We start from the raw sequence: 18,280 nt of genomic DNA, 5'->3' as shown, positions 1-18,280 counted from the left end.
TGGATGGGCTCCTCTTACTTGGCGCGGGCGCGGTAGACCGTGTCGAGCCAGACGGCGACGACGAGGACCATACCGACCACGATGCGCTGGAACGGGGTGTCGATGCCGACCAGCACCATGCCCGATTGCAGCGATTGCATGACGAGGGCGCCGAGCATGGCGCCTGCGATTGTGCCCATGCCGCCGGCAAGCGAGGTGCCGCCGATGACGGCCGCGGCGATGGTGTAGAGTTCGTCGAGTTCACCCTGCGCGTTGGTCGCGGCGTTGAGGCGGGCGGTGGAGATCGCCGCGGCGATGGCGCAGAGCATGCCCATCAGCGCGAAGATCTTGACCGTCACCCAGCGGGTCTTGATGCCGGCAAGCTCCGCCGCCTCCGGGTTGCCGCCGAGCGCGAAGACGTAGCGGCCGAAGCGCAGGCGCGTCGAGATGAAGGTCATGACGATGCCGACCACGATGGCGATCAGCACGGGAATGGCGATGCCGTGCGGGATGAAGAGGCCACCCTCCGGCCAGGCGATGCCGTTGGCATCGGCATAGCGGCGGGCGATGGCGACCGGCCAGGGATAGCTGTTGACCACGGCGATGGCGCCGAGCACCAGCGCGCAGCCGACGGCGGTCAGGAAATATTCGGCCCACATGGGGCGCAGCGGAAAGCCGAAGCGCTGGCGCTGCTTGCGCGAATTGACGATGGTCGCGATGATGGCGATGCAGGCGACGACGCCGACGATCCAGCTGGCGGTGGCGCCGATCGAGCCTTCCGTGCCGCCGCCCATAAGGCGGAAGGTCGCGTCCATCGGGGCGACCGTGCGTCCGCTCGTCACGAACCAGGTGGCGCCGCGCCAGACGAGCAGGCCGCCGAGCGTGACGATGAAGGAGGGCACGTTGAGGAAGGCGATGATCGCGCCGTGCAGGGCGCCGATGCCCGCGCCGAGCAGGAGGCCGGCGAGCAGCGTGACGATCCAGGTGGCGGGGTGGTTGAAGCCAAGCAGTTGCGGCAGCAGTTCTGCCTGCAGCACGCCCATGATCATGCCGACGAAGCCGAGGATCGAGCCGACGGAGAGGTCGATGTTGCGCGTGACGATGACGAGCACCATGCCGGTTGCCATCACGGCGACGGAGGCGGTCTGGACCGAGAGGTTCCACAGGTTGCGCGGCGTCAGGAACAGGCCGCCGGACAGGATGTTGAAGCCGATCCAGATGATCAGCATGGCGCCGACCATGCCGAGCAGGCGCGTGTCGATCTCGGTGGCGCGGAAGAAGCGCTTCACCGGGTTCTCGCTTGCCGATCGTGCGCGATTGGCATGCGTGGTATTCGTGATGTCGGCCATGGCTTTGCCGTCCCCCCCACTTTTGTTGAACGTGTCGTTCGGGCGCTCGGTTGATATCCCGCCTCGAGGATGTATCGCCGCCTCATCCTCCGCCCGCTGCCCATCTTGCGCAAGCGCCGCAACGGTTGCCGTTGCGGCGCCTGGCGATGGTCAGGTCAGTACCGGATTCGCGGCGGCTCAGTCGCAGGCCGCGACCGAACCGGCGGCGACGCCCTGGCAGGCCGTTTCCTTCGGGATCCAGCCGGCCTCGATGACGACGTTCAGGTTGTCCTTGGTGATCGGCACCGGCGCGAGGAAGACCGACTTCATCTCGACGCCCTTCGGGCCGCCGTTGAAGGTGGTGACGCCCTCGATCTCGTCCATGGTCTTGCCGGAGGCGAGTTCAGCCGCGATTTCCGCGGCGCGCTTGCCGAGGTCGCGCGAGTCCTTCCAGACCGAGACGGTCTGCGTGCCGAGCGCGACGCGGTTGAGCGCGGCGTGGTCGGCATCCTGGCCGGAGACCGGGACGGAGCCGGCAAGGCCCTGGGCCGTCAGCGCGGCGATCGCGCCGCCGGCCGTGCCGTCGTTCGAGGCGACGACCGCATCGACCTTGTTGTCGTTCGCCGTCAGGAACTGTTCCATGTTCTTCTGGGCGTTCTCCGGCTTCCAGCCGTCGGTATAGGCTTCGCCGACGGTCTTGATCTTGCCGGCGTCGATGGCTTCCTTCAGCACTTCCTGCTGGCCAGCGAAGAGGAAGTCGGCGTTCGGGTCGGACGAGGAGCCCTTGATGAACACGTAGTTGCCTTCCGGCTTCACCTTGAACACTTCGCGGGCCTGCATGCGGCCGACTTCCTTGTTGTCGAAGGTGATGTAGAAGGCGGCCGGGTTCTCGATCAGGCGGTCGTAGCCGACGACCGGGATGCCTTCCGCGGCGGCCTTTTCGATGGCCGGGCCGATGGCTTCACTATCCTGGGCGAGAACGATGATGGCGTTTGCGCCCTGGGCGATCAGCGATTCGACGTCGGTCAGCTGCTTGGCGGCGGACGACTGGGCGTCAGCCGAAATGTACTTGTCGCCGGAGGCTTCGAGTGCTGCCTTGATGGCGGCTTCGTCGGTTTTCCAGCGCTCTTCCTGGAAGTTCGACCAGGAAACGCCGACCACGAGGTCCTTGGCGTGCGCGACGGAATGCAGGGAAACGATGACGGCAGCCCCTGCCATCAGCTTCAGAACGAACTTCATGATATCCTCCCAAGTGAACACCGGCCGCCTGGACGAACCTCCCGCCCAATCAACGACCGGCCACGATAACACTGTCTCGATGCCCCTCCCGACGGTGCCGGGACTTTTTTCTCGACAGTCGAGAAAATAAATGGCAGAAGTTTCGGAGGCTGTCAACACGGCTTGAAAGGCCTTGAACGACGGCGTGACAGATGCTTTGGGAGGGGCATGTGTTGCATCCTGTGAAAGCGAGCGGAAACCGACGATGCTGACCAAGTCGAGCACGGAGCTTGTGCGTCAGCAGAACAGCGCGCTGGTGCTCGCCTCGCTGCGCCGGCACGGGCCGCTCGCCCATACCGACATCTCCCATCATACGGGGCTCGCCTCGGCGACCGTCTCGGTGATCACGGCGGAGCTGGAGAAGGCCGAAGTGCTGGAGCGGCGCGAGCAGCAGGCGTCGGCCTCGCGCGGGCGGCCGCGCGTCATCTTCGGCCAGCGGCGCGATGCCGGCTATCTCGTCACCGTGCGCATCTCCTCCGACATGGTGCAATATTCGCTCGCCGATTACGGCGGCACGCTGCTCGACCGTTTCGAGGAGCCGCGCAACCATGCCGACACCGCGACACGGCCCTTCACGGAGGCCTTCGTCGCCGCGCTCGACAGGCTGGCGGATCGGTCGCGGATCGACCGCGGGCAGGTGCTGGTCGTTTCGATCAGCAGCAAGGGCCTTGTCGATCCCCTGACGGCGCGGCTCGTCTGGTCGCCGGTCTTCGGCGCGCAGCAGGTGGATTTTGCCGCGCTGCTCCAGCCGCCCTGGCGGGCGAAGATCCTCATCAGCAACGAGACGCTGCTCGTCGCCCATGCCATGGCGCTGCGCATGGAGAAGGCGGGGGCGCGCGACCTGCAGGCGGTCGCCGCGCTCTCGCTCGGCCACAGCATCGGTCTTGGCATTGCGCGGTTCGACCGGTCGGGGGAGCTCTCGGTCACGGCGCCGAATTTCGGGCACATGCTGAATTCGTCGGATGGCAAACTGTGTCGCTGCGGCGCGCAGGGCTGCATCGAGGCCTCCGCCGGCTTCTACGGCATCCTGCGCACGGCCTTCGAAGTGCCGCCGGACACGATCCCGGCGAAATTCGTGCCGCTCGTGGAGATGGACAAGATCGCGCTGCGCGCCCGCCAGGGCCACCGCATGTCGGAATATGCCTTCCGCCAGGCCGGGCTGGCGCTGGGGCAGGGGCTTTCGCGGGTGGTGAGCCTCTACGAGAACATGCCGATCGCCATCACCGGCCCCGGAACGCGCTATTTCGATCTCATCCAGCGGGGCCTGGAGGAAGGCCTTGCGCAATCCCAGCAGGTCCGCCTCTTCGGCGCGCCGCCGATCTCCGTCGTGCCGGAGGAGGCGACACTGGTGCTGGAGGGGCATCTTGCGCGGGCGTTGGGCGAGATGGACCACGATATCATAGCGGCCAAGAGCGATGGGGATTGAGGGCGCGGGGACCGCGGGATTTCGGAACTGAACTTCGGCTTCAATGATCGGAGGCACCCACCTCTCCTCCGTCATCCTCGGGCTTGACCCGAGGATCCACGCATCACCGCTCACCTGGAGTTTGTGGCCTGGATCCTCGGGTCAAGCCCGAGGATGACGTGGAGGGTGGGGTAGGCGTTCCAAACAAAAAGACCGGGCGAGAAAATCGCCCGGCCAGTTGCTTGGGAGGTGGTTTCCGTCAGGCGACGGAAATCTGGCGCTTTTCTTCGACCGACTTCACGGCCGCATCGGCAAGCGCAAGGGCCGCGAGGCCGTCGGCGCCCGAGGGCGAGATGGTCGCGCCCTTTTCGATGGCCGCGATGAAGGCCGCGATCTCGTTGGCGTAGGCTTCCGTGTAGCGGGTCATGAAGAAATCGTGCAGCGGCGGGCGGGTGTAGCCGTCGCCGTTTGCGACCTCGATGGAGACCGGGCGCTGGTTCTCGGCAGACACCATGCCCTTCGAGCCGTGCACCTCGATGCGCTGGTCGTAGCCGTAGGTGGCGCGGCGGGAGTTCGAGATGACGGCCTGCTTGCCGGATTTCGTCTGGAGGATGACGGAGACGCTGTCATAGTCGCCGGCCTTGCCGATATCGGGATCGACCAGCACGGCGGCGGTGGCAAAGACCGAGACGACCTCTTCGCCGAGCAGGAAGCGGGCCATGTCGAAGTCGTGGATCGTCATGTCGCGGAAGATGCCGCCGGAGCGCTTGATATAGTCGACCGGCGGGGCACCGGGGTCGCGGGACGTGATCGTCACCATCTCGACATCGCCGATGCGGCCGTCGTCGATCGCCTGCCTGACGGCCATGAAGTGCGGGTCGAAGCGGCGGTTGAAGCCGACCATCAGCTTGCCCTTGGTCTCGTCGACCACCTTCATGCAGGCCTTCACACGATCGACATCGAGGTCGATCGGCTTTTCGCAGAAGATCGCCTTGCCGGCGCGGGAGAAGCGCTCGATGAGGTCGGCATGGGTGTCGGTCGGCGTGCAGATCACGACGGCGTCGATGTCCTTCGCCGCTTCGATCGCCTCGATGGTGCGGACCTCGCAGCCATATTGCCTGGCGATCGCGTCGGCGGCGGCCGGGAAGGCATCCGCGACGGCGACGAGCACGGCGTCCGGGTTGCCGGTCACGGCCTTGGCGTGGACCTTGCCGATGCGGCCTGCGCCGAGAAGACCAAATCTTACAGTCATGTTGTCCTCGTTATGTGGGGCGAATAGCAAATAGGGAGGAGCGAATAGGGGGTAGGCAATAGGCAAGAGCAAGCGGTCTGCGCCGGTAACTATTCGCTATTCGCCATTCCCTATTCGCTCTTTAAAACTACGTCTTGCGCTTCTTCTGCCGGTAGACGTCGACGACGACGGCGGCGACGATGATGATGCCCTTGACGATCTCCTGGTAGAAAGCATCGACGCGCAGGAAGGTAAAGCCCGATGTCATGACGCCGAGGATGACGGTGCCGATGACCGTGCCGGTGATGCGCCCGACGCCGCCGGCAAGCGAGGTGCCACCGATGACGGTCGCGGCGATCGCATCGAGTTCGTACATCACGCCCATGCCGGCCTGGGCGGTCTGGGCGCGGGCGGCGGTGACGACGCCGGCAAGACCGGCGAGCGCCCCGGCAATGGCGTAGACCTTGACCAGATGGGATTCGACATTGATGCCGGACACGCGGGCGGCCTGCACGTTGGCGCCGATCGCGTAGGTGAACTTGCCGTAGCGGGTGTAGCGCAGCGCGATGTGGAAGATCACGGCGACGACGAGGAAGATCACGACGGGCCAGATGCCGGTGCCGATGAAGTTGAACTGTTCCGTCAGGCCCGAGACCGGCTGGCCCTTCGTGTACCACTTGGAGATGCCGCGGGCGGAGACCATCATGCCGAGCGTGGCGATGAAGGGCGGAATCTTCGTCTTGGCGATGAGCTGGCCGTTGATGAAGCCGGCGAGCAGGCCGACGCCGATGCCGAGCGCGACGGGCACGATGACCGGCATGTCGGTGAGCGAGGGATAGAGCGCGCGCGGCCAGGTGGAGGCCTGCGCCAGCGAGGCGGTGAACATCGCCGTCATGCCGACGACCGAGCCGGAGGAGAGATCGATGCCCCCGGTGATGATGACCTGCGTGACGCCGACGGCGATGATGCCGATGACCGAGACCTGCAGGATGATGATCGTCAGGCGCTGCGGGTTCATCAGGAAGCTCTGGCCGACGAAGATCCAGCCGAGGATTTCATAGACCAGCGCAATGCCGATCAGGACGAGAAAGATGTTGAGTTCCGGCGGGAGCCGGCGGGCAGATTTCTGCGCAGCGGCCTGGGCCTGCGCGGCGGAATTCGTGCTCATGATTACCTCCCTTGCGGCCGCTCGGCGGCCCTGAATATCCCTTGGGCTGATTTCACTGGGCAGCCAGTTCCATGACCTTGACCTGCGTCGCCTCCGCCCGGTCGAGGATGCCGGTGACGCGGCCCTCGTGCATGACCATGACGCGGTCGCTCATGCCGAGCACTTCCGGCATTTCCGACGAGATCATGATGACGGCGACGCCGTCGCGGGCGAGCTCGGTGACGAAGCGGTGGATCTCCGCCTTCGCCCCGACATCGATGCCGCGGGTCGGCTCGTCGAGGATGAGGATGCGCGGATGGGTGAGCAGCCAGCGGCCGATCAGCACCTTCTGCTGGTTGCCGCCCGACAGGTTCTCGATGCGCTCGTGAAGGTTCGGCGTCTTGACCCGCAGCTTCCGGCTCATCTCCTCGCAGACCCTGGTCAGTTCGCGCTCGGCAACGAAGCCGTTCTTGACGAACTTGTCCTGGAGGACGGCGATCTGCATGTTTTCCAGGATGTCGAGGATCAGCAGGCAGCCGGTGTCCTTGCGGTCTTCCGTCAGGAAGGCCATGCGATGCCGGATCGCCGTGTTCGGGCTGTCGATATCGACCGGCTTGCCGTTGATCTCGATCGTCCCGGAGCTTGCCGGCGTGACGCCAAAGATCGTTTCGGCAACGTTCGAGCGGCCGGAGCCGACGAGGCCGGCAAGGCCGAGGATCTCGCCGGCGCGTACGTCGAAGGAGACGTCGTGGAAGACGCCCTTGAGGGTAAGGTTCTTCACCGACAGGACGACATCGCCGATCGGCACCTCCTCCTTCGGGAACATCTGGGTGATCTCGCGGCCGACCATCATGCGGATGATGTCGTCGCGCGTCACGTCGGTGGAGGCATGCGTGCCGATATACTTGCCGTCGCGGAACACCGAGAACTCGTCGGCGATCTCGAACAGCTCGTTCATCTTGTGGGTGATGTAGACGATGCCGATGCCCTGCGCGCGCAGGTCGCGGATGATGGTGAAGAGATGCTCCACCTCGCGTTCGGTCAGCGCCGAGGTCGGCTCGTCCATGATGAGCACGTCGCTCTCGTAGGAGACGGCCTTGGCGATCTCGACCATCTGGCGGTTGGCCACCGAGAGGTCGCGCACCTGGGTTTCCGGGTCCATCACGATGTTGAGGCGCTTGAAGAGCGCGGCCGTCTTGCGGTGCATCTCGCCGTGGTCGACGAAGCCGAAGCGGTTCTTCGGCTCGCGGCGGATCCAGATGTTCTCGGCGACCGTCATGAAGGGCATCAGGTTGAGTTCCTGATGGATCATGGCGATGCCGTTCTCCAGCGCGTCGAGCGGCGATTGCAGGCGGATCTTCTGGCCCTTGAGCAGCACCTCGCCCTGGTCGGGCGTGTAGATGCCGGCGAGGATCTTCATCAGCGTGGATTTGCCTGCGCCGTTTTCACCCATCAGGGCATGAACGGTGCCGCGCTTCAGCTTGAACTCGACGTCGTCGAGCGCGACGACGCCCGGAAATTCCTTGCGGACACCTTCCGCAGACAGCAGATATTCAGCATTCGGAATGGCGCCGCTTGCACGAACCGCGGCCATGGTGGTCGGACTGACCATCGTCCCCTCCCTCCCGGAGCAACCTGAAACGGGTCGGACGCGCGCACGCCGGCGTGCGCGCGTCCTTCACAGACTGGTCGTTTTCAAGCGACCGGTGAGCCGGTCAGTTCTTGGCCTGGAAGTCGGCGATATTGGCCGGGGTCACGAGCTGGAAGGGGATATACACCTTGGTGTCGACCTGCTCGCCCCTGGCCAGCTTCAGCGCGGCGTCGACCGAGCCCTTGCCCTGGCCGGCGGCGTCCTGGAACACCGTCACGTCGAGATCGCCGGCCGCCATGGCGGCAAGCGCGTCCTGCGTGGCGTCGATGCCGGCGACGACGACGCTGTCCATCGAGCGGCCGGCGGCCTTCAGCGCCTGGATGGCGCCGATCGCCATTTCGTCATTGTTGGAGATGACGGCGTCGAATTCCAGGCCTGCGGAGAGCCAGTTGGTCATTAGGTCGGAGCCCTGCGTGCGCGACCAGTTGGCGGTCTGCTCCTCGACGATTTCGAGGCCCTTGCACTCGTCGGTGGCGATGACGTCCTTGATGTCCTGGGTGCGCACGCGTGCGGCCTGGTTGGAAAGCTCGCCCATCATGACGACGACCTTGCCCTTGCCGTTCAGCAGGCGGCAGACTTCCTTGGTTTCCAGCGTGCCGGATTCCTTTTCGTCCGAGGCGACGAAGGCCTGCTTTTCCGGCAGCTCGTTGACGTTGACCGGCTCGCGGTTGACATAGACCAGCGGAATGCCCGCATCGGCGGCGGCCTTGGAGAGCGCGGCGGTCGCGTCGGTGTCGACCGGGTTCACGATGATGGCGCTGACGCCCGAGGCGATGAAGTTCTGCACCTGGCTCTGCTGCTTGGCGACGTCGTTCTGGGCGTCCTCGATCTGCAGATCGACGCCGTCGAGGGTCTTGGCGTAGTCGGACATGCCGTTGCGCAGGACGGTCAGGAAGTTGTCGTCGAACAGCGCCATGGACACGCCGATCGTCTCGGCATGGGCGGCGGTGGACATCATCACGGCAAGCGCCGAGCTCAGAATGAATTTTTTCATGTCGTTCTCCTCCTCAACGTGGCGTCCGGCAGCGCCACTCGATTGTCCGGACGGCTGACCCTTGCGGGCAGCCGGCCCCTTGCTCCTCCCGGGAGGCAAGAGGCCAAAACAGAATAAACAAACCGCGAATTCCGTATTGCGGAATGTTTATTCCATTTTCTGTTCGGGACGTCAAGCCCGTTCCATTTTTCAGGACCGGGAATCCCGCAAGGCCTGGGGAAAAGTGCCGGCGGACAGGCCGCCGGCCCCGCCGGGCCTAGATGTTTTCGCGGATGAAGGCGAGGCTCTGCGCCACGGCCGCCCTGGGGTCGGCGACGTCGTGCACGGACGGCGAGAAGGGCTCGAAGGAGAGCGGTCCGGCATAGCCGGCGGCAGCCAGGGCCTTGATCTGGCTGATGTTTCCGAGCCGGTCCTGCGGGCCGACCAGCATGCGGTGGCCGTCGCGCATGGCGGGAACGGTGACATCGGCATCCTCGACGCCGGAAATATGGACAAGGCCGGTGAGCGCCGCGAAGAGGTCTGGCTCGCCGGCGAGGTGATGGTGGAACGTGTCGTGCACAAGGCGGAATGTCTGTTCCCCGCCCACGGCCTCGATCGCCTCGGCAGCCTCGCGCTTGGAGCGCAGCGAGCAGATCTCGAAGCCGAGCGGCTCGACGAGGCCGATGATTCCGGCCGCGGCCAGCATCGGCTTCAGGGCGGCCAGCGCCTCGGCGAGGTTGGCCTGGCGCTCGCCGTCGGCCTGGCCGGTGCCGTCGTTCTTCGGCACGAGCACGAGCGCGCGGGCGCACGCCGCCGCCGCGTAGTCGATGAGGTCCTTGGCCTCGGCGGCGCGGGCGGGTGTCCATTCGTTGAAGCGCTGGAGCGCATTGATCGAGATGATCGTGACGCCGTGGCGGGCGGCGAGCGTCTTCACCTCGGCTGGCGTGGTGCCGTCCAGGATGGCGTTGCCGGTAAGGTCGTTGCGAATCTCGACCTTCGTGATGCCGAGCGAAGCGGCGAGGGCGAAGAAGGCGTCGAGGTTCAGCGCGGGCGCCGTCATGTGGTTGAGGGCGAAATCAAGGGGCGGCATGGAATGGGGGTCCTCCGGTCTTCGGGGCCGCCGACAGGACGGCCTCGCATGCACGCATGAGGATCGGGAAGCGCTTGACGGGCGTCAAAGCCGAAGGCGCCGACCACGCCCTCATTGCTGACAGATTCATCGGGCGGATGATGGAAAACCATCATTCAGCCCGTCAGATATTCTCCGGAAGGAAGATGTCGAAGGGCAGGAATGTCTGCCCGGGCACGGCCGCCTCGCCCTTCTCGATGGCCGTCACCATCAGCGAGACGAGTTCGCGGCAGAGGGCGGGAAGGGGCGTGCTGATCGCCATGGTGACGACGTCATCGGCAAGGCCGGCCTTCGATTCGGGGGTGAGTTCGTTGACGATGAGCTGGATCTTCCCGCCGTAACCCTCTTCGCGGATGGCGGAAATCGCGCCTTCCATGCCGCCGCCGGCGACATAGAGACCGACGAGATCGGGGTGCTGGGCGAGCAGGTTGGCGGTCGCCTCGTGGGTGATCTCGCTGGTGTCGAGATTGACGAGCGTGTCCAGCACCTCGAAATCCTGGCCCTTCTCGCGGAAGAAGGAGCGGAAGCCCATCTCGCGCAGTTCGTGGCCGTGGAAACGGTGGCTGCCGACGAAGATCGCCACCTTGCCGGGCCGGCGGGCGCTGCGGGCGATCATCCAGGCCGCCGTGCGGCCAACCTTCATGTTGTTGAGGCCGATATAGCCCTGGCGCACGTCCATGGCGAAGTCGGAGAGCAGGCAGAAGAGGGGAATGCCACGGTTCCTCAGGTCCTCCACCATGGTGGTGGTTGCCGGATAGTCGGGGGCGACGACGGCGAGGGCCTGGTTGCGGGCGGAGAGCTGCCGCAGCATGTCCGTCATCGCGGCCGGCGTCTGCGCGTTGATGAAATCGACCTGCGGCACGATGCGCGCCGTGGTGCAGGCATTGCAGGCGATCTCGATCTCGCGCGCGAAGTTCTGGTAGAAGGCCTGGCCCGGGCGCTGGAAGCTGAAGCCCAGCCGGTATTGCGGCAGGTCCTCGAAGACCCGCTGCCGGATGAGCCCGATCGCGTGATAGCCGATCGTATTGGCGGCATCGTAGACCCGTCGCGCCGTTTCCTCGCGCACCTTGTGGCGCCCGTTCAGCACGCGATCGACTGTCGCCACGCTGACGCCGGCGGCTTTCGCCAGATCCGTAATGGTGGGTCGCGATGCCATGATCCCCTCCCTGAAATCTTTCCATCAAAGCGGAATGATAGAGAATGATGGAATTTGATGCATTCTATCATGGCAGGATTGAGAGATGCAAGCAGGGGCGGTATCGTTTGTACATCAGACGAGGCGGGTGCCTGCAAGCGCCGCCGCAGGGAGGAGACGAGGGATGAAGCCGACGAAGCGGGACTACAGCCTTCTTGGCCGCGATGCCGAGGCCGCCGTGGCCAATGGCCTGGCCGCGGCCGAATGGTATCACACCGAAATCGCCCGCAAGGACATGAAGGCGCTGATGCAGCGCAGCGACGCGCCGGCGATCCGCGACACCGCGATCTGGCTCGGCACCATGCTGGTCACCGGGGCTGCCGGCATCTGGCTGTGGGGCAGCTGGTGGGCGGTGCCGTTCTTCCTCGTCTATGGCGTGCTCTACGGTTCGGCCTCCGACAGCCGCTGGCACGAATGCGGCCACGGCACGGCCTTCAAGACGATGTGGATGAACGACGCCGTCTACCAGATCGCCTGCTTCATGATCATGCGCAATCCGGTGACCTGGCGCTGGAGCCACACGCGCCACCACACCGATACGGTCATCGTCGGCCGCGATCCCGAGATCGCCGTGATGCGCCCGCCGGATCTCGCGCGCCTCGTGCTCAACGTCTTCGGCCTGCTCGATGCCTGGCACGCCGTCATCGACATGCTGCGCAATGCGGCGGGCGTGATGAGCGCGGCGGAAAAGACCTTCATTCCCGCCTCCGAGCAGCCGAAGGCGATCCGTATCGCCCGCATCTGGTTCGCCATCTACGTTGCGACCATCGCCCTCTGTTTCGCGCTCGGCTCGATCCTGCCGGCCATGCTCATCGGCCTGCCGCGCCTTTATGGCGCCTGGCATCACGTTTTGACGGGGCTGCTCCAGCATGGCGGCCTTGCCGACAATGTCATCGACCACCGGCTGAACAGCCGCACCGTCTACATGAACCCGGTCAGCCGCTTCATCTACTGGAACATGAACTACCATGTGGAGCACCACATGTTCCCGATGGTGCCCTACCATGCGCTGCCGCGGCTGCATGCGATGATCAAGCACGACCTGCCGGCGCCGAACCCGTCCATGTGGCACGGCTACCGGGAGATGATCCCCGCCTTCCTGCGCCAGCTTCGCAACGAGGACTATTTCCTCAAGCGCGACCTGCCCGCGACGGCGCGGCCCTACAAGGAAGAATTCCACAGCGAGCCGGCCGTCGCGGCTGCCGAATAAACCAGCACGTCATCGGAGGAGAGACCATGAGCGACACCTGGATCGAGGTCTGCGCAGCGGACGAGATCGACGAGGAGGATGTCATCCGCTTCGACCATGCGGGCCGTACCTTCGCGATCTATCGCAGCCCGGATGACACCTACCACGCGACGGACGGGCTCTGCACCCACGAGAAGATCCACCTCGCCGACGGGCTGGTGATGGATCACATTATCGAATGTCCCAAGCATAACGGCCGCTTCGACTACAAGACCGGCGAGGCCAAGGGCGCACCGGTCTGCATCGACCTCAGGACCTATCCGGTCAAGGTCGAGGGCGGCACGGTCTTCATCGGGCTCTAGCTTTCTTGTTTTCGCGGTTCCGGCTGCCGGAACCGTCCGGGAGGATCATGCCATGGCGGATTTCGTCATCGTCGGCGCCGGCGAATGCGGCGCACGCGCAGCCTTCGCGCTGAGAGAAAAGGGTTTCGACGGCACGATCACCCTGATCGGCAGCGAAACGCATCTGCCCTATGAGCGTCCGCCGCTCTCCAAGGAGGTGCTGGTCGCCGGCGCCGGCCCGAAACTCGTCGCGGACGCGGAGCGTTATGCCGCCGCCGGTATCGCGGTGCTTTCCGGCCGCACGGTCCTTGAGATCGACCGGGCCGGCCGGCGGGTGCGGCTCGGCGATGGCACGGCGCTTCCCTATGACAAATTGCTGCTGGCGACCGGTGCGCGCCCGCGCACCCTGCCGGGCATGGCCTGCGGCGGGCGCATCGCCGCCCTTCGCAGCCATGACGATGCGACGCGCATTCGCGCCCATCTCGTGGAAGGAAGCCACGTCGCCATTCTCGGCGGCGGCTTCATCGGCCTGGAGCTGGCGGCGAGCGCCCGCAAGCTCGGTGCGAGCGTGACGCTCATCGAGGGCCTGCCGCGCATCCTCAGCCGCGGCGTGCCGGCGGAGATCGCCGCGATTATCGCCAGCCGCCATGCGGCCGAAGGCGTCGAGGTGCTGTGCGGCGCGAAGGTTGCCGGCATCGCGGAGCGGCCGGGCGAGGTTCGCCTCACGCTGGAGGACGGCCGCGTCATCGCGGCCAGCCTGCTGGTCGTCGGCATCGGCGCCGTGCCGAACACGGAGCTGGCGGAGGCGGCGGGGCTCGCCGTGGACAACGGCATCGCCGTCGACGGCCTGCTGCGCACCTCAGATCCCGATATCCTCGCGGCCGGCGACTGCACGTCCTATCCGCTGCCGCTCTACGGCGGCCGGCGCGTCCGGCTCGAATCCTGGCGCAATGCGCAGGAGCAGGGCCAGCTTGCGGCGGCCAACATGCTCGGCGGCGGCAAGGCGCATTGTGCCGTGCCGTGGTTCTGGTCGGACCAGTACGACATGACGCTGCAGATCGCGGGGCTTGCCGACGGTGCGGCGGCGACCGTGCGGCGCGATCTCGGCGAGGGCGCCTTCCTCCTCTTCCATCTCGATGCCGAGGGCCGGCTGATCGCGGCGAGCGGCATCGGCAAGGGCAATGCGGTCGCCCGCGACATCCGCCTTGCGGAAATGCTGATCGCCGCCCGGCGGCATCCCGATCCGGCCGCGCTTGCCGCGCCGGAAACCAGACTGAAGACATTGCTTGCCGCCTGAAGGGCGGCCCGGAGGACAGGATGAAGACCAGGAGACCAACCGTTGCCGACCTCAAGGCGATGAAGGGCAAGCGACAGCTCACCATGCTGCGCGTCGTGACGCTGGAGGAGGCGGAGGCTGCCGAGAAGGCGGGCATCGACCTCGTCTCGGTGCCGCCGGCGCTGCTGGGGCCGGCCTTCCGCGAGGCCGCGCCCACGGTCTTTGCCTTTCCGGGGCTGGAATACGGCGATTTCGTCACGGCGGACGATTACCTGCGCGGCGCCTTCCAGGCGATGAAGGCGGGGGGCGATGCCGTCTATTGCGCCGCCGGGCTTTCCACCGTCCGGCGCCTGCGCGAGGAGGGCATCCCGGTCTGCGGCCATGTCGGGCTCATCCCCTCCAAGGCCACCTGGACCGGCGGCTTCCGCGCCGTCGGCAAGACGGCGGAGAGCGCGCTGGAGATCTTCCGGCAGGTCAAGGCGCTGGAGGAGGCAGGCGCCTTCGCGGCTGAGATCGAGGTGGTGCCCGGCGAGATCGCCGCGGCGATCAGCGCGAGGACGGGGCTCGTCATGCTCTCCATGGGCGCGGGCACGGGCTGCGATGCGCAATATCTCTTCGCCGAGGACGTGCTCGGCCAGAACCGCGGGCACACTCCGCGCCATGCGAAGGTCTACCGCAACTTCGCCGCCGAATACGACCGGCTGCAGCAGGAGCGCATCGCCGCCTTCCGCGAATATGCCGACGACGTGCGCTCGGGCGCCTATCCCGAAAAGGGCCATCTCGTCGGCATCGCGCCGGCCGAGCTTGCAGCGTTCCTGGAACGGGTCGATGCCTGAAAGCCGGTTCCCTCGCGCGGGAAAACCGCCTATGTAGGCGCTGAAGCGTGAGGAGACGTTCATGAAGTTCATCGATCCCGATCATCCGTTCTACCGTCCGCTCTGGCGGCGGCTGCTTCTGGTCGGGGCCTGTGCGGCGTGGACGGCGGTGGAATTCTACAATGGCGAGCAGACCTGGGGCACGATCTTCCTCGTCGTCTCGGCCTATGCCTTCGCGCAGCTCATCCTCTTCTTCAAGCCCTCCGATCCGGCCGCAAAGCCGCCGGAGCAGGAGCCGAAGGGCTAGAGCAATTCCAGCAAAAGTGCGGAGCGGCCTTGCGTTCGGAATTGCGTAAAAACAAAGAGTCAGAGCGTTTTCGCGATTCGAGGAAAAGCGGAAACGCTTTCAGGCGCATCGCCATCAGCGCGACAGGCCGAGGCTCCTTTCGACATTGATCCGCCGGATCGTCTCGTCGATCAGCATGTTGGCGATCTTCATGCGCAGCGTCGCATTGGCACGCAGCTCCTCCGGTGCGCGATCGGGATGGTTTTCCCGGGCAAAACCGCGCCGGCGGGCGAGCAGCTCGTCCACGCTTTCCCTGCCGTCAAGGCCAAGGTCGCTGGCCACCTCCTCCGGCGCGATGCGCAGGAGATGCGGCGGGGGCGGAGGCGGTTCGGCGGGCGCCGGTTGCTCCGGCTCGGCCGGAGCGGGTTCCTCGTAGAGATCGAGATAGGCGGCGGCCGCCTGCGAGCCGGAGACGAAGGCGCCGCCCGTGCCGAGGCCGGCAAAACCGGAGGGCAGGCCGCGCACCTCGGCCGGGCCGTCGTCCTCGCGCGCTTCGTCCTCCGCGGCATCCTCGGCCGCCTGGCGCGCCTCGGCCTTCAGCCGCTCCAGCACGGATTCGAAAACGGTCATGCCGAACATGAAAGACCTCCTCAGTCCGGCGAAAGCATCCGGCTGCGTTGCAGGATCAGATCATAAAGCAGTTTGGCGCTCGGCGGCAGCGCCCTGCCTTTTATGGAGATAAGGCTGTAAGGCTTGATGTCGATCTCGAAATCGGTGTTGAGGATGCTGATTTCGCCGGCCTGCGCGCCGACATCGGCGATGAAGACGGCCATGTCGCGGGCGACGGGGGCGATCGCGTTCGAACCGCACACGATCGCGGTCGTCAGCAGGATGGACGAGGTGTTGACTACGGTGGAGGGCAGCGGCACGCCGGCGGCGAGGAACAGGTCCTCGATGCGCCGGCGAAGCAGCGTGCCGGCCGGCTGGAAGACCCAGTCGTAATGCGGCAGGTCGGCAAGGCTGGCGGCGGGTTTTTCGAGCAGCGGATGGCCCTTGCGCACGATGAGGCAGGCCTTTTCGATGCCGATCTCGGTGACGTTGAAGAGCCGCGGGTTGAGATCGTCGGGCACGCGGGCGATGATGAAGTCCTGCCGCGCCGCCAGCAGCTCGCGCGCGAGCACGTTGCTCGTCTCCAAGCGCACGTTCACCTCGATGCCGGGATAGGCGGCGCTCACCTGCTGGATCGCCGGCACGGCAAGGCTGATCGCCGGCGCCGTCACCGAGCCGAGGAAGACCGAGCCGCCGGTGCCCGATTTCAGGGCGGACAGCTCGCGGTCGACTTCGCGCAGCTCGAGCAGGATGGTGCGCGCCCGGCGCGCGAAGGCCCGGCCGAAGGCCGTGAGCGCCACGCCGCGCGAGACGCGCTCGCACAGTTGCGCCTTGAGGATGGTCTCCATTTCCGTCAGCATGCGGGAGGCGGCGGGCTGCGAGATGTTCAGCGCATCGGCTGCCGCGCTGACCTGCCTGTGCTCCTCGATGGCGACGATCATGCGCAGGTGATTGAGCTTCAGGCCGCTGCGTAGGAGGCCGACGTCCTGGAGGTCGCCGCCGCTCTCGCCGGGAAAGAGCTGCTCGTCGATGTCATCGTCCGGACGCATTGGTCACCTCGATCAATAAAATAGTATATATCCGACATTATATACCAGATTTGATATCAATTTAGAAGTTCATTGCATTTGACAGTTATGGCAATTCGTAAGAGGTTGCGCCAATGTGCGCTGGGGTCCTTGGGAGTGGGGACCGGCGGGCTTTCTGCCCTCCAGTCCAGGCCGTCGTCTGAATGCGACCCCGCCCGTGCACAGAACAATGCCTGGCCGCAATTTCGGCCAGTGCGCACCAGGGAGAGACCTTTCAATGAAAATGATCACTTCGCTTCTCGCCGCCGCTGCCGTCAGCGTCGCGTCGTTCGTGGCGCCATCCTTCGCCCAGGACAAGGGCATGGTCGGCATTTCCATGCCCACCAAGACCTCGACCCGCTGGATTTCCGACGGCGAGACGATGGAAAAGCTTTTCAAGGAAGCCGGCTACACGCCGGACCTGCAGTTCGCTGACGACGATATCCCGAACCAGCTCGCCCAGATCGAGAACATGGTCACCAAGGGCGCGAAGGTCCTCGTCATCGGCGCCATCGACGGCACGACGCTTTCCGACATCCTCCAGAAGTCGGCCGATGCCGGCGTGAAGGTCATCGCCTATGACCGCCTGATCCGCGATTCGGGCAATGTCGACTACTACGCCACCTTCGACAACTTCCAGGTCGGCGTTCTCCAGGCCACCAGCCTCGTCGACGGCCTGAAGGCGAAGTTCCCGGACACCAAGCCGTGGAACGTCGAACTCTTCGGCGGTTCGCCGGACGACAACAACGCCTTCTTCTTCTATGATGGCGCGATGTCGGTCATCCAGCCGCTGATCGACAGCGGCGACATCGTCATCAAGTCGGGCCAGACCGGCATGGAAACGGTCGGCACGCTGCGTTGGGACGGCGCCGTCGCGCAGGCCCGCATGGAGAACCTGCTCTCCTCGACCTACACGGACGGCCGCGTCGATGGCGTGCTCTCGCCCTATGACGGCCTGTCCATCGGCATCCTGTCGGCCCTGAAGGGCGTCGGCTACGGCTCGGGCGACCAGCCGATGGCCGTCGTCACCGGCCAGGACGCCGAGCTGCCTTCCGTCAAGTCGATCCTCGCCGACGAGCAGTATTCGACGGTCTTCAAGGACACGCGCGAACTCGCCAGGGTCACGGTCGGCATGGTCAATGCCATCCTCGACGGCAAGGAGCCGGAAGTGAACGACACCAAGACCTATGACAACGGCGTCAAGGTCGTTCCGTCCTACCTCTTGAAGCCCGTCGCCGTCGACAAGTCCAACGCGGAGCAGATCCTCGTCACGGACTCGGCCTATTACACGGCCGACCAGCTGAAGAACTGATCGTTTCTTCCCTCTTCGGGGTTCGCGCCTGGCTGCGCGAACCCTCTTTTCTCCGGATCGCAGAGCGAA

At 65.5% G+C, this 18,280-nt stretch carries 17 protein-coding genes; 7 read left to right on the top strand and 10 right to left on the bottom strand.

Annotation, left to right across the window (positions count from 1 at the left end; genetic code table 11):
• Nucleotides 1–14 precede the first annotated feature (14 nt).
• Nucleotides 15–1,328 (bottom strand): sugar ABC transporter permease, encoded by a 1,314-nt coding sequence (locus shn_RS13575; protein WP_064330884.1) that lies wholly within the window; start codon nt 1,326–1,328, stop codon nt 15–17.
• A gap of 177 nt (nt 1,329–1,505) precedes the next feature.
• On the bottom strand, nt 1,506–2,546 hold the full coding sequence (gene xylF / locus shn_RS13570) for a D-xylose ABC transporter substrate-binding protein (RefSeq protein ID WP_064330883.1): 1,041 nt from the start codon (nt 2,544–2,546) through the stop codon (nt 1,506–1,508).
• A gap of 244 nt (nt 2,547–2,790) precedes the next feature.
• Here xylF and shn_RS13565 point away from each other — a divergent pair, with 244 nt between their 5' ends.
• Nucleotides 2,791–4,011: an ROK family transcriptional regulator gene (locus shn_RS13565; protein ID WP_064330882.1), complete on the top strand. Its 1,221-nt coding sequence runs from the start codon at nt 2,791–2,793 to the stop codon at nt 4,009–4,011.
• A 238-nt stretch (nt 4,012–4,249) separates the two neighbouring features.
• On the opposite strand, the gene iolG is transcribed toward shn_RS13565, so the two are convergent.
• From iolG to shn_RS13535, 6 genes are all read right to left on the bottom strand, one after another.
• On the bottom strand, nt 4,250–5,242 hold the full coding sequence (gene iolG, locus shn_RS13560) for an inositol 2-dehydrogenase (protein ID WP_064330881.1): 993 nt from the start codon (nt 5,240–5,242) through the stop codon (nt 4,250–4,252).
• Between the two features lie 127 nt (nt 5,243–5,369).
• The gene (locus shn_RS13555) at nt 5,370–6,389 is read right to left on the bottom strand and encodes an ABC transporter permease (RefSeq protein ID WP_064330880.1); all 1,020 of its coding nucleotides are present in this window, start codon (nt 6,387–6,389) and stop codon (nt 5,370–5,372) included.
• 52 nt (nt 6,390–6,441) lie between these two features.
• Entirely contained in the window at nt 6,442–7,980 is a 1,539-nt protein-coding gene (locus shn_RS13550; protein WP_064330879.1) for a sugar ABC transporter ATP-binding protein, read from the bottom strand.
• Nucleotides 7,981–8,083: 103 nt separating this feature from the next.
• Nucleotides 8,084–9,013, bottom strand: coding sequence for a sugar ABC transporter substrate-binding protein (locus tag shn_RS13545; RefSeq protein ID WP_064330878.1), 930 nt, complete (start codon nt 9,011–9,013; stop codon nt 8,084–8,086).
• 256 nt (nt 9,014–9,269) lie between these two features.
• Complete coding sequence (locus tag shn_RS13540; protein ID WP_064330877.1) at nt 9,270–10,082, bottom strand: TIM barrel protein; 813 nt, start codon at nt 10,080–10,082, stop codon at nt 9,270–9,272.
• 163 nt (nt 10,083–10,245) lie between these two features.
• Nucleotides 10,246–11,277, bottom strand: coding sequence for a LacI family DNA-binding transcriptional regulator (locus shn_RS13535; protein ID WP_064330876.1), 1,032 nt, complete (start codon nt 11,275–11,277; stop codon nt 10,246–10,248).
• A gap of 163 nt (nt 11,278–11,440) precedes the next feature.
• Here shn_RS13535 and shn_RS13530 point away from each other — a divergent pair, with 163 nt between their 5' ends.
• The 5 genes from shn_RS13530 to shn_RS13510 all read left to right on the top strand — a co-directional run bounded on the left by shn_RS13530 (nt 11,441) and on the right by shn_RS13510 (nt 15,244).
• Entirely contained in the window at nt 11,441–12,526 is a 1,086-nt protein-coding gene (locus shn_RS13530) for a fatty acid desaturase family protein (protein WP_064330875.1), read from the top strand.
• Nucleotides 12,527–12,552: 26 nt separating this feature from the next.
• Nucleotides 12,553–12,867 (top strand): MocE family 2Fe-2S type ferredoxin, encoded by a 315-nt coding sequence (locus tag shn_RS13525; protein ID WP_064330874.1) that lies wholly within the window; start codon nt 12,553–12,555, stop codon nt 12,865–12,867.
• A gap of 52 nt (nt 12,868–12,919) precedes the next feature.
• Complete coding sequence (locus tag shn_RS13520; RefSeq protein WP_064330873.1) at nt 12,920–14,143, top strand: NAD(P)/FAD-dependent oxidoreductase; 1,224 nt, start codon at nt 12,920–12,922, stop codon at nt 14,141–14,143.
• Between the two features lie 20 nt (nt 14,144–14,163).
• Complete coding sequence (locus shn_RS13515) at nt 14,164–14,958, top strand: 3-methyl-2-oxobutanoate hydroxymethyltransferase (RefSeq protein ID WP_064330872.1); 795 nt, start codon at nt 14,164–14,166, stop codon at nt 14,956–14,958.
• A gap of 61 nt (nt 14,959–15,019) precedes the next feature.
• Entirely contained in the window at nt 15,020–15,244 is a 225-nt protein-coding gene (locus shn_RS13510) for a hypothetical protein (protein ID WP_064330871.1), read from the top strand.
• A gap of 114 nt (nt 15,245–15,358) precedes the next feature.
• Here shn_RS13510 and shn_RS13505 read toward each other — a convergent pair whose 3' ends face one another.
• Both shn_RS13505 and shn_RS13500 read right to left on the bottom strand, forming a co-directional pair.
• On the bottom strand, nt 15,359–15,862 hold the full coding sequence (locus shn_RS13505) for a hypothetical protein (RefSeq protein ID WP_064330870.1): 504 nt from the start codon (nt 15,860–15,862) through the stop codon (nt 15,359–15,361).
• A gap of 11 nt (nt 15,863–15,873) precedes the next feature.
• Nucleotides 15,874–16,881: a LysR family transcriptional regulator gene (locus shn_RS13500; RefSeq protein WP_064330869.1), complete on the bottom strand. Its 1,008-nt coding sequence runs from the start codon at nt 16,879–16,881 to the stop codon at nt 15,874–15,876.
• A gap of 256 nt (nt 16,882–17,137) precedes the next feature.
• On the opposite strand from shn_RS13500, the gene chvE reads away from it, so the two are divergent.
• A complete protein-coding gene (chvE, locus tag shn_RS13495) occupies nt 17,138–18,211 on the top strand; it encodes a multiple monosaccharide ABC transporter substrate-binding protein (protein WP_064330868.1) in 1,074 nt (357 codons plus the stop codon).
• Nucleotides 18,212–18,280: the final 69 nt, after the last annotated feature.

Origin of the sequence: Shinella sp. HZN7 (genome assembly GCF_001652565.1) — a bacterium.
Lineage (GTDB): Bacteria > Pseudomonadota > Alphaproteobacteria > Rhizobiales > Rhizobiaceae > Shinella > Shinella granuli.
The sequence above is the reverse complement of the archived record's forward strand: the minus strand, read 5'-3'. Positions and strand labels throughout refer to the sequence as shown.

Coding starts and splice junctions, on each gene's coding strand:
- shn_RS13575 (WP_064330884.1), bottom strand. CDS start 1,328: ATGGCCGACATCACGAATACCACGCATGCCAATCGCGCACGATCGGCA.
- xylF (WP_064330883.1), bottom strand. CDS start 2,546: ATGAAGTTCGTTCTGAAGCTGATGGCAGGGGCTGCCGTCATCGTTTCC.
- shn_RS13565 (WP_064330882.1), top strand. CDS start 2,791: ATGCTGACCAAGTCGAGCACGGAGCTTGTGCGTCAGCAGAACAGCGCG.
- iolG (WP_064330881.1), bottom strand. CDS start 5,242: ATGACTGTAAGATTTGGTCTTCTCGGCGCAGGCCGCATCGGCAAGGTC.
- shn_RS13555 (WP_064330880.1), bottom strand. CDS start 6,389: ATGAGCACGAATTCCGCCGCGCAGGCCCAGGCCGCTGCGCAGAAATCT.
- shn_RS13550 (WP_064330879.1), bottom strand. CDS start 7,980: ATGGTCAGTCCGACCACCATGGCCGCGGTTCGTGCAAGCGGCGCCATT.
- shn_RS13545 (WP_064330878.1), bottom strand. CDS start 9,013: ATGAAAAAATTCATTCTGAGCTCGGCGCTTGCCGTGATGATGTCCACC.
- shn_RS13540 (WP_064330877.1), bottom strand. CDS start 10,082: ATGCCGCCCCTTGATTTCGCCCTCAACCACATGACGGCGCCCGCGCTG.
- shn_RS13535 (WP_064330876.1), bottom strand. CDS start 11,277: ATGGCATCGCGACCCACCATTACGGATCTGGCGAAAGCCGCCGGCGTC.
- shn_RS13530 (WP_064330875.1), top strand. CDS start 11,441: ATGAAGCCGACGAAGCGGGACTACAGCCTTCTTGGCCGCGATGCCGAG.
- shn_RS13525 (WP_064330874.1), top strand. CDS start 12,553: ATGAGCGACACCTGGATCGAGGTCTGCGCAGCGGACGAGATCGACGAG.
- shn_RS13520 (WP_064330873.1), top strand. CDS start 12,920: ATGGCGGATTTCGTCATCGTCGGCGCCGGCGAATGCGGCGCACGCGCA.
- shn_RS13515 (WP_064330872.1), top strand. CDS start 14,164: ATGAAGACCAGGAGACCAACCGTTGCCGACCTCAAGGCGATGAAGGGC.
- shn_RS13510 (WP_064330871.1), top strand. CDS start 15,020: ATGAAGTTCATCGATCCCGATCATCCGTTCTACCGTCCGCTCTGGCGG.
- shn_RS13505 (WP_064330870.1), bottom strand. CDS start 15,862: ATGTTCGGCATGACCGTTTTCGAATCCGTGCTGGAGCGGCTGAAGGCC.
- shn_RS13500 (WP_064330869.1), bottom strand. CDS start 16,881: ATGCGTCCGGACGATGACATCGACGAGCAGCTCTTTCCCGGCGAGAGC.
- chvE (WP_064330868.1), top strand. CDS start 17,138: ATGAAAATGATCACTTCGCTTCTCGCCGCCGCTGCCGTCAGCGTCGCG.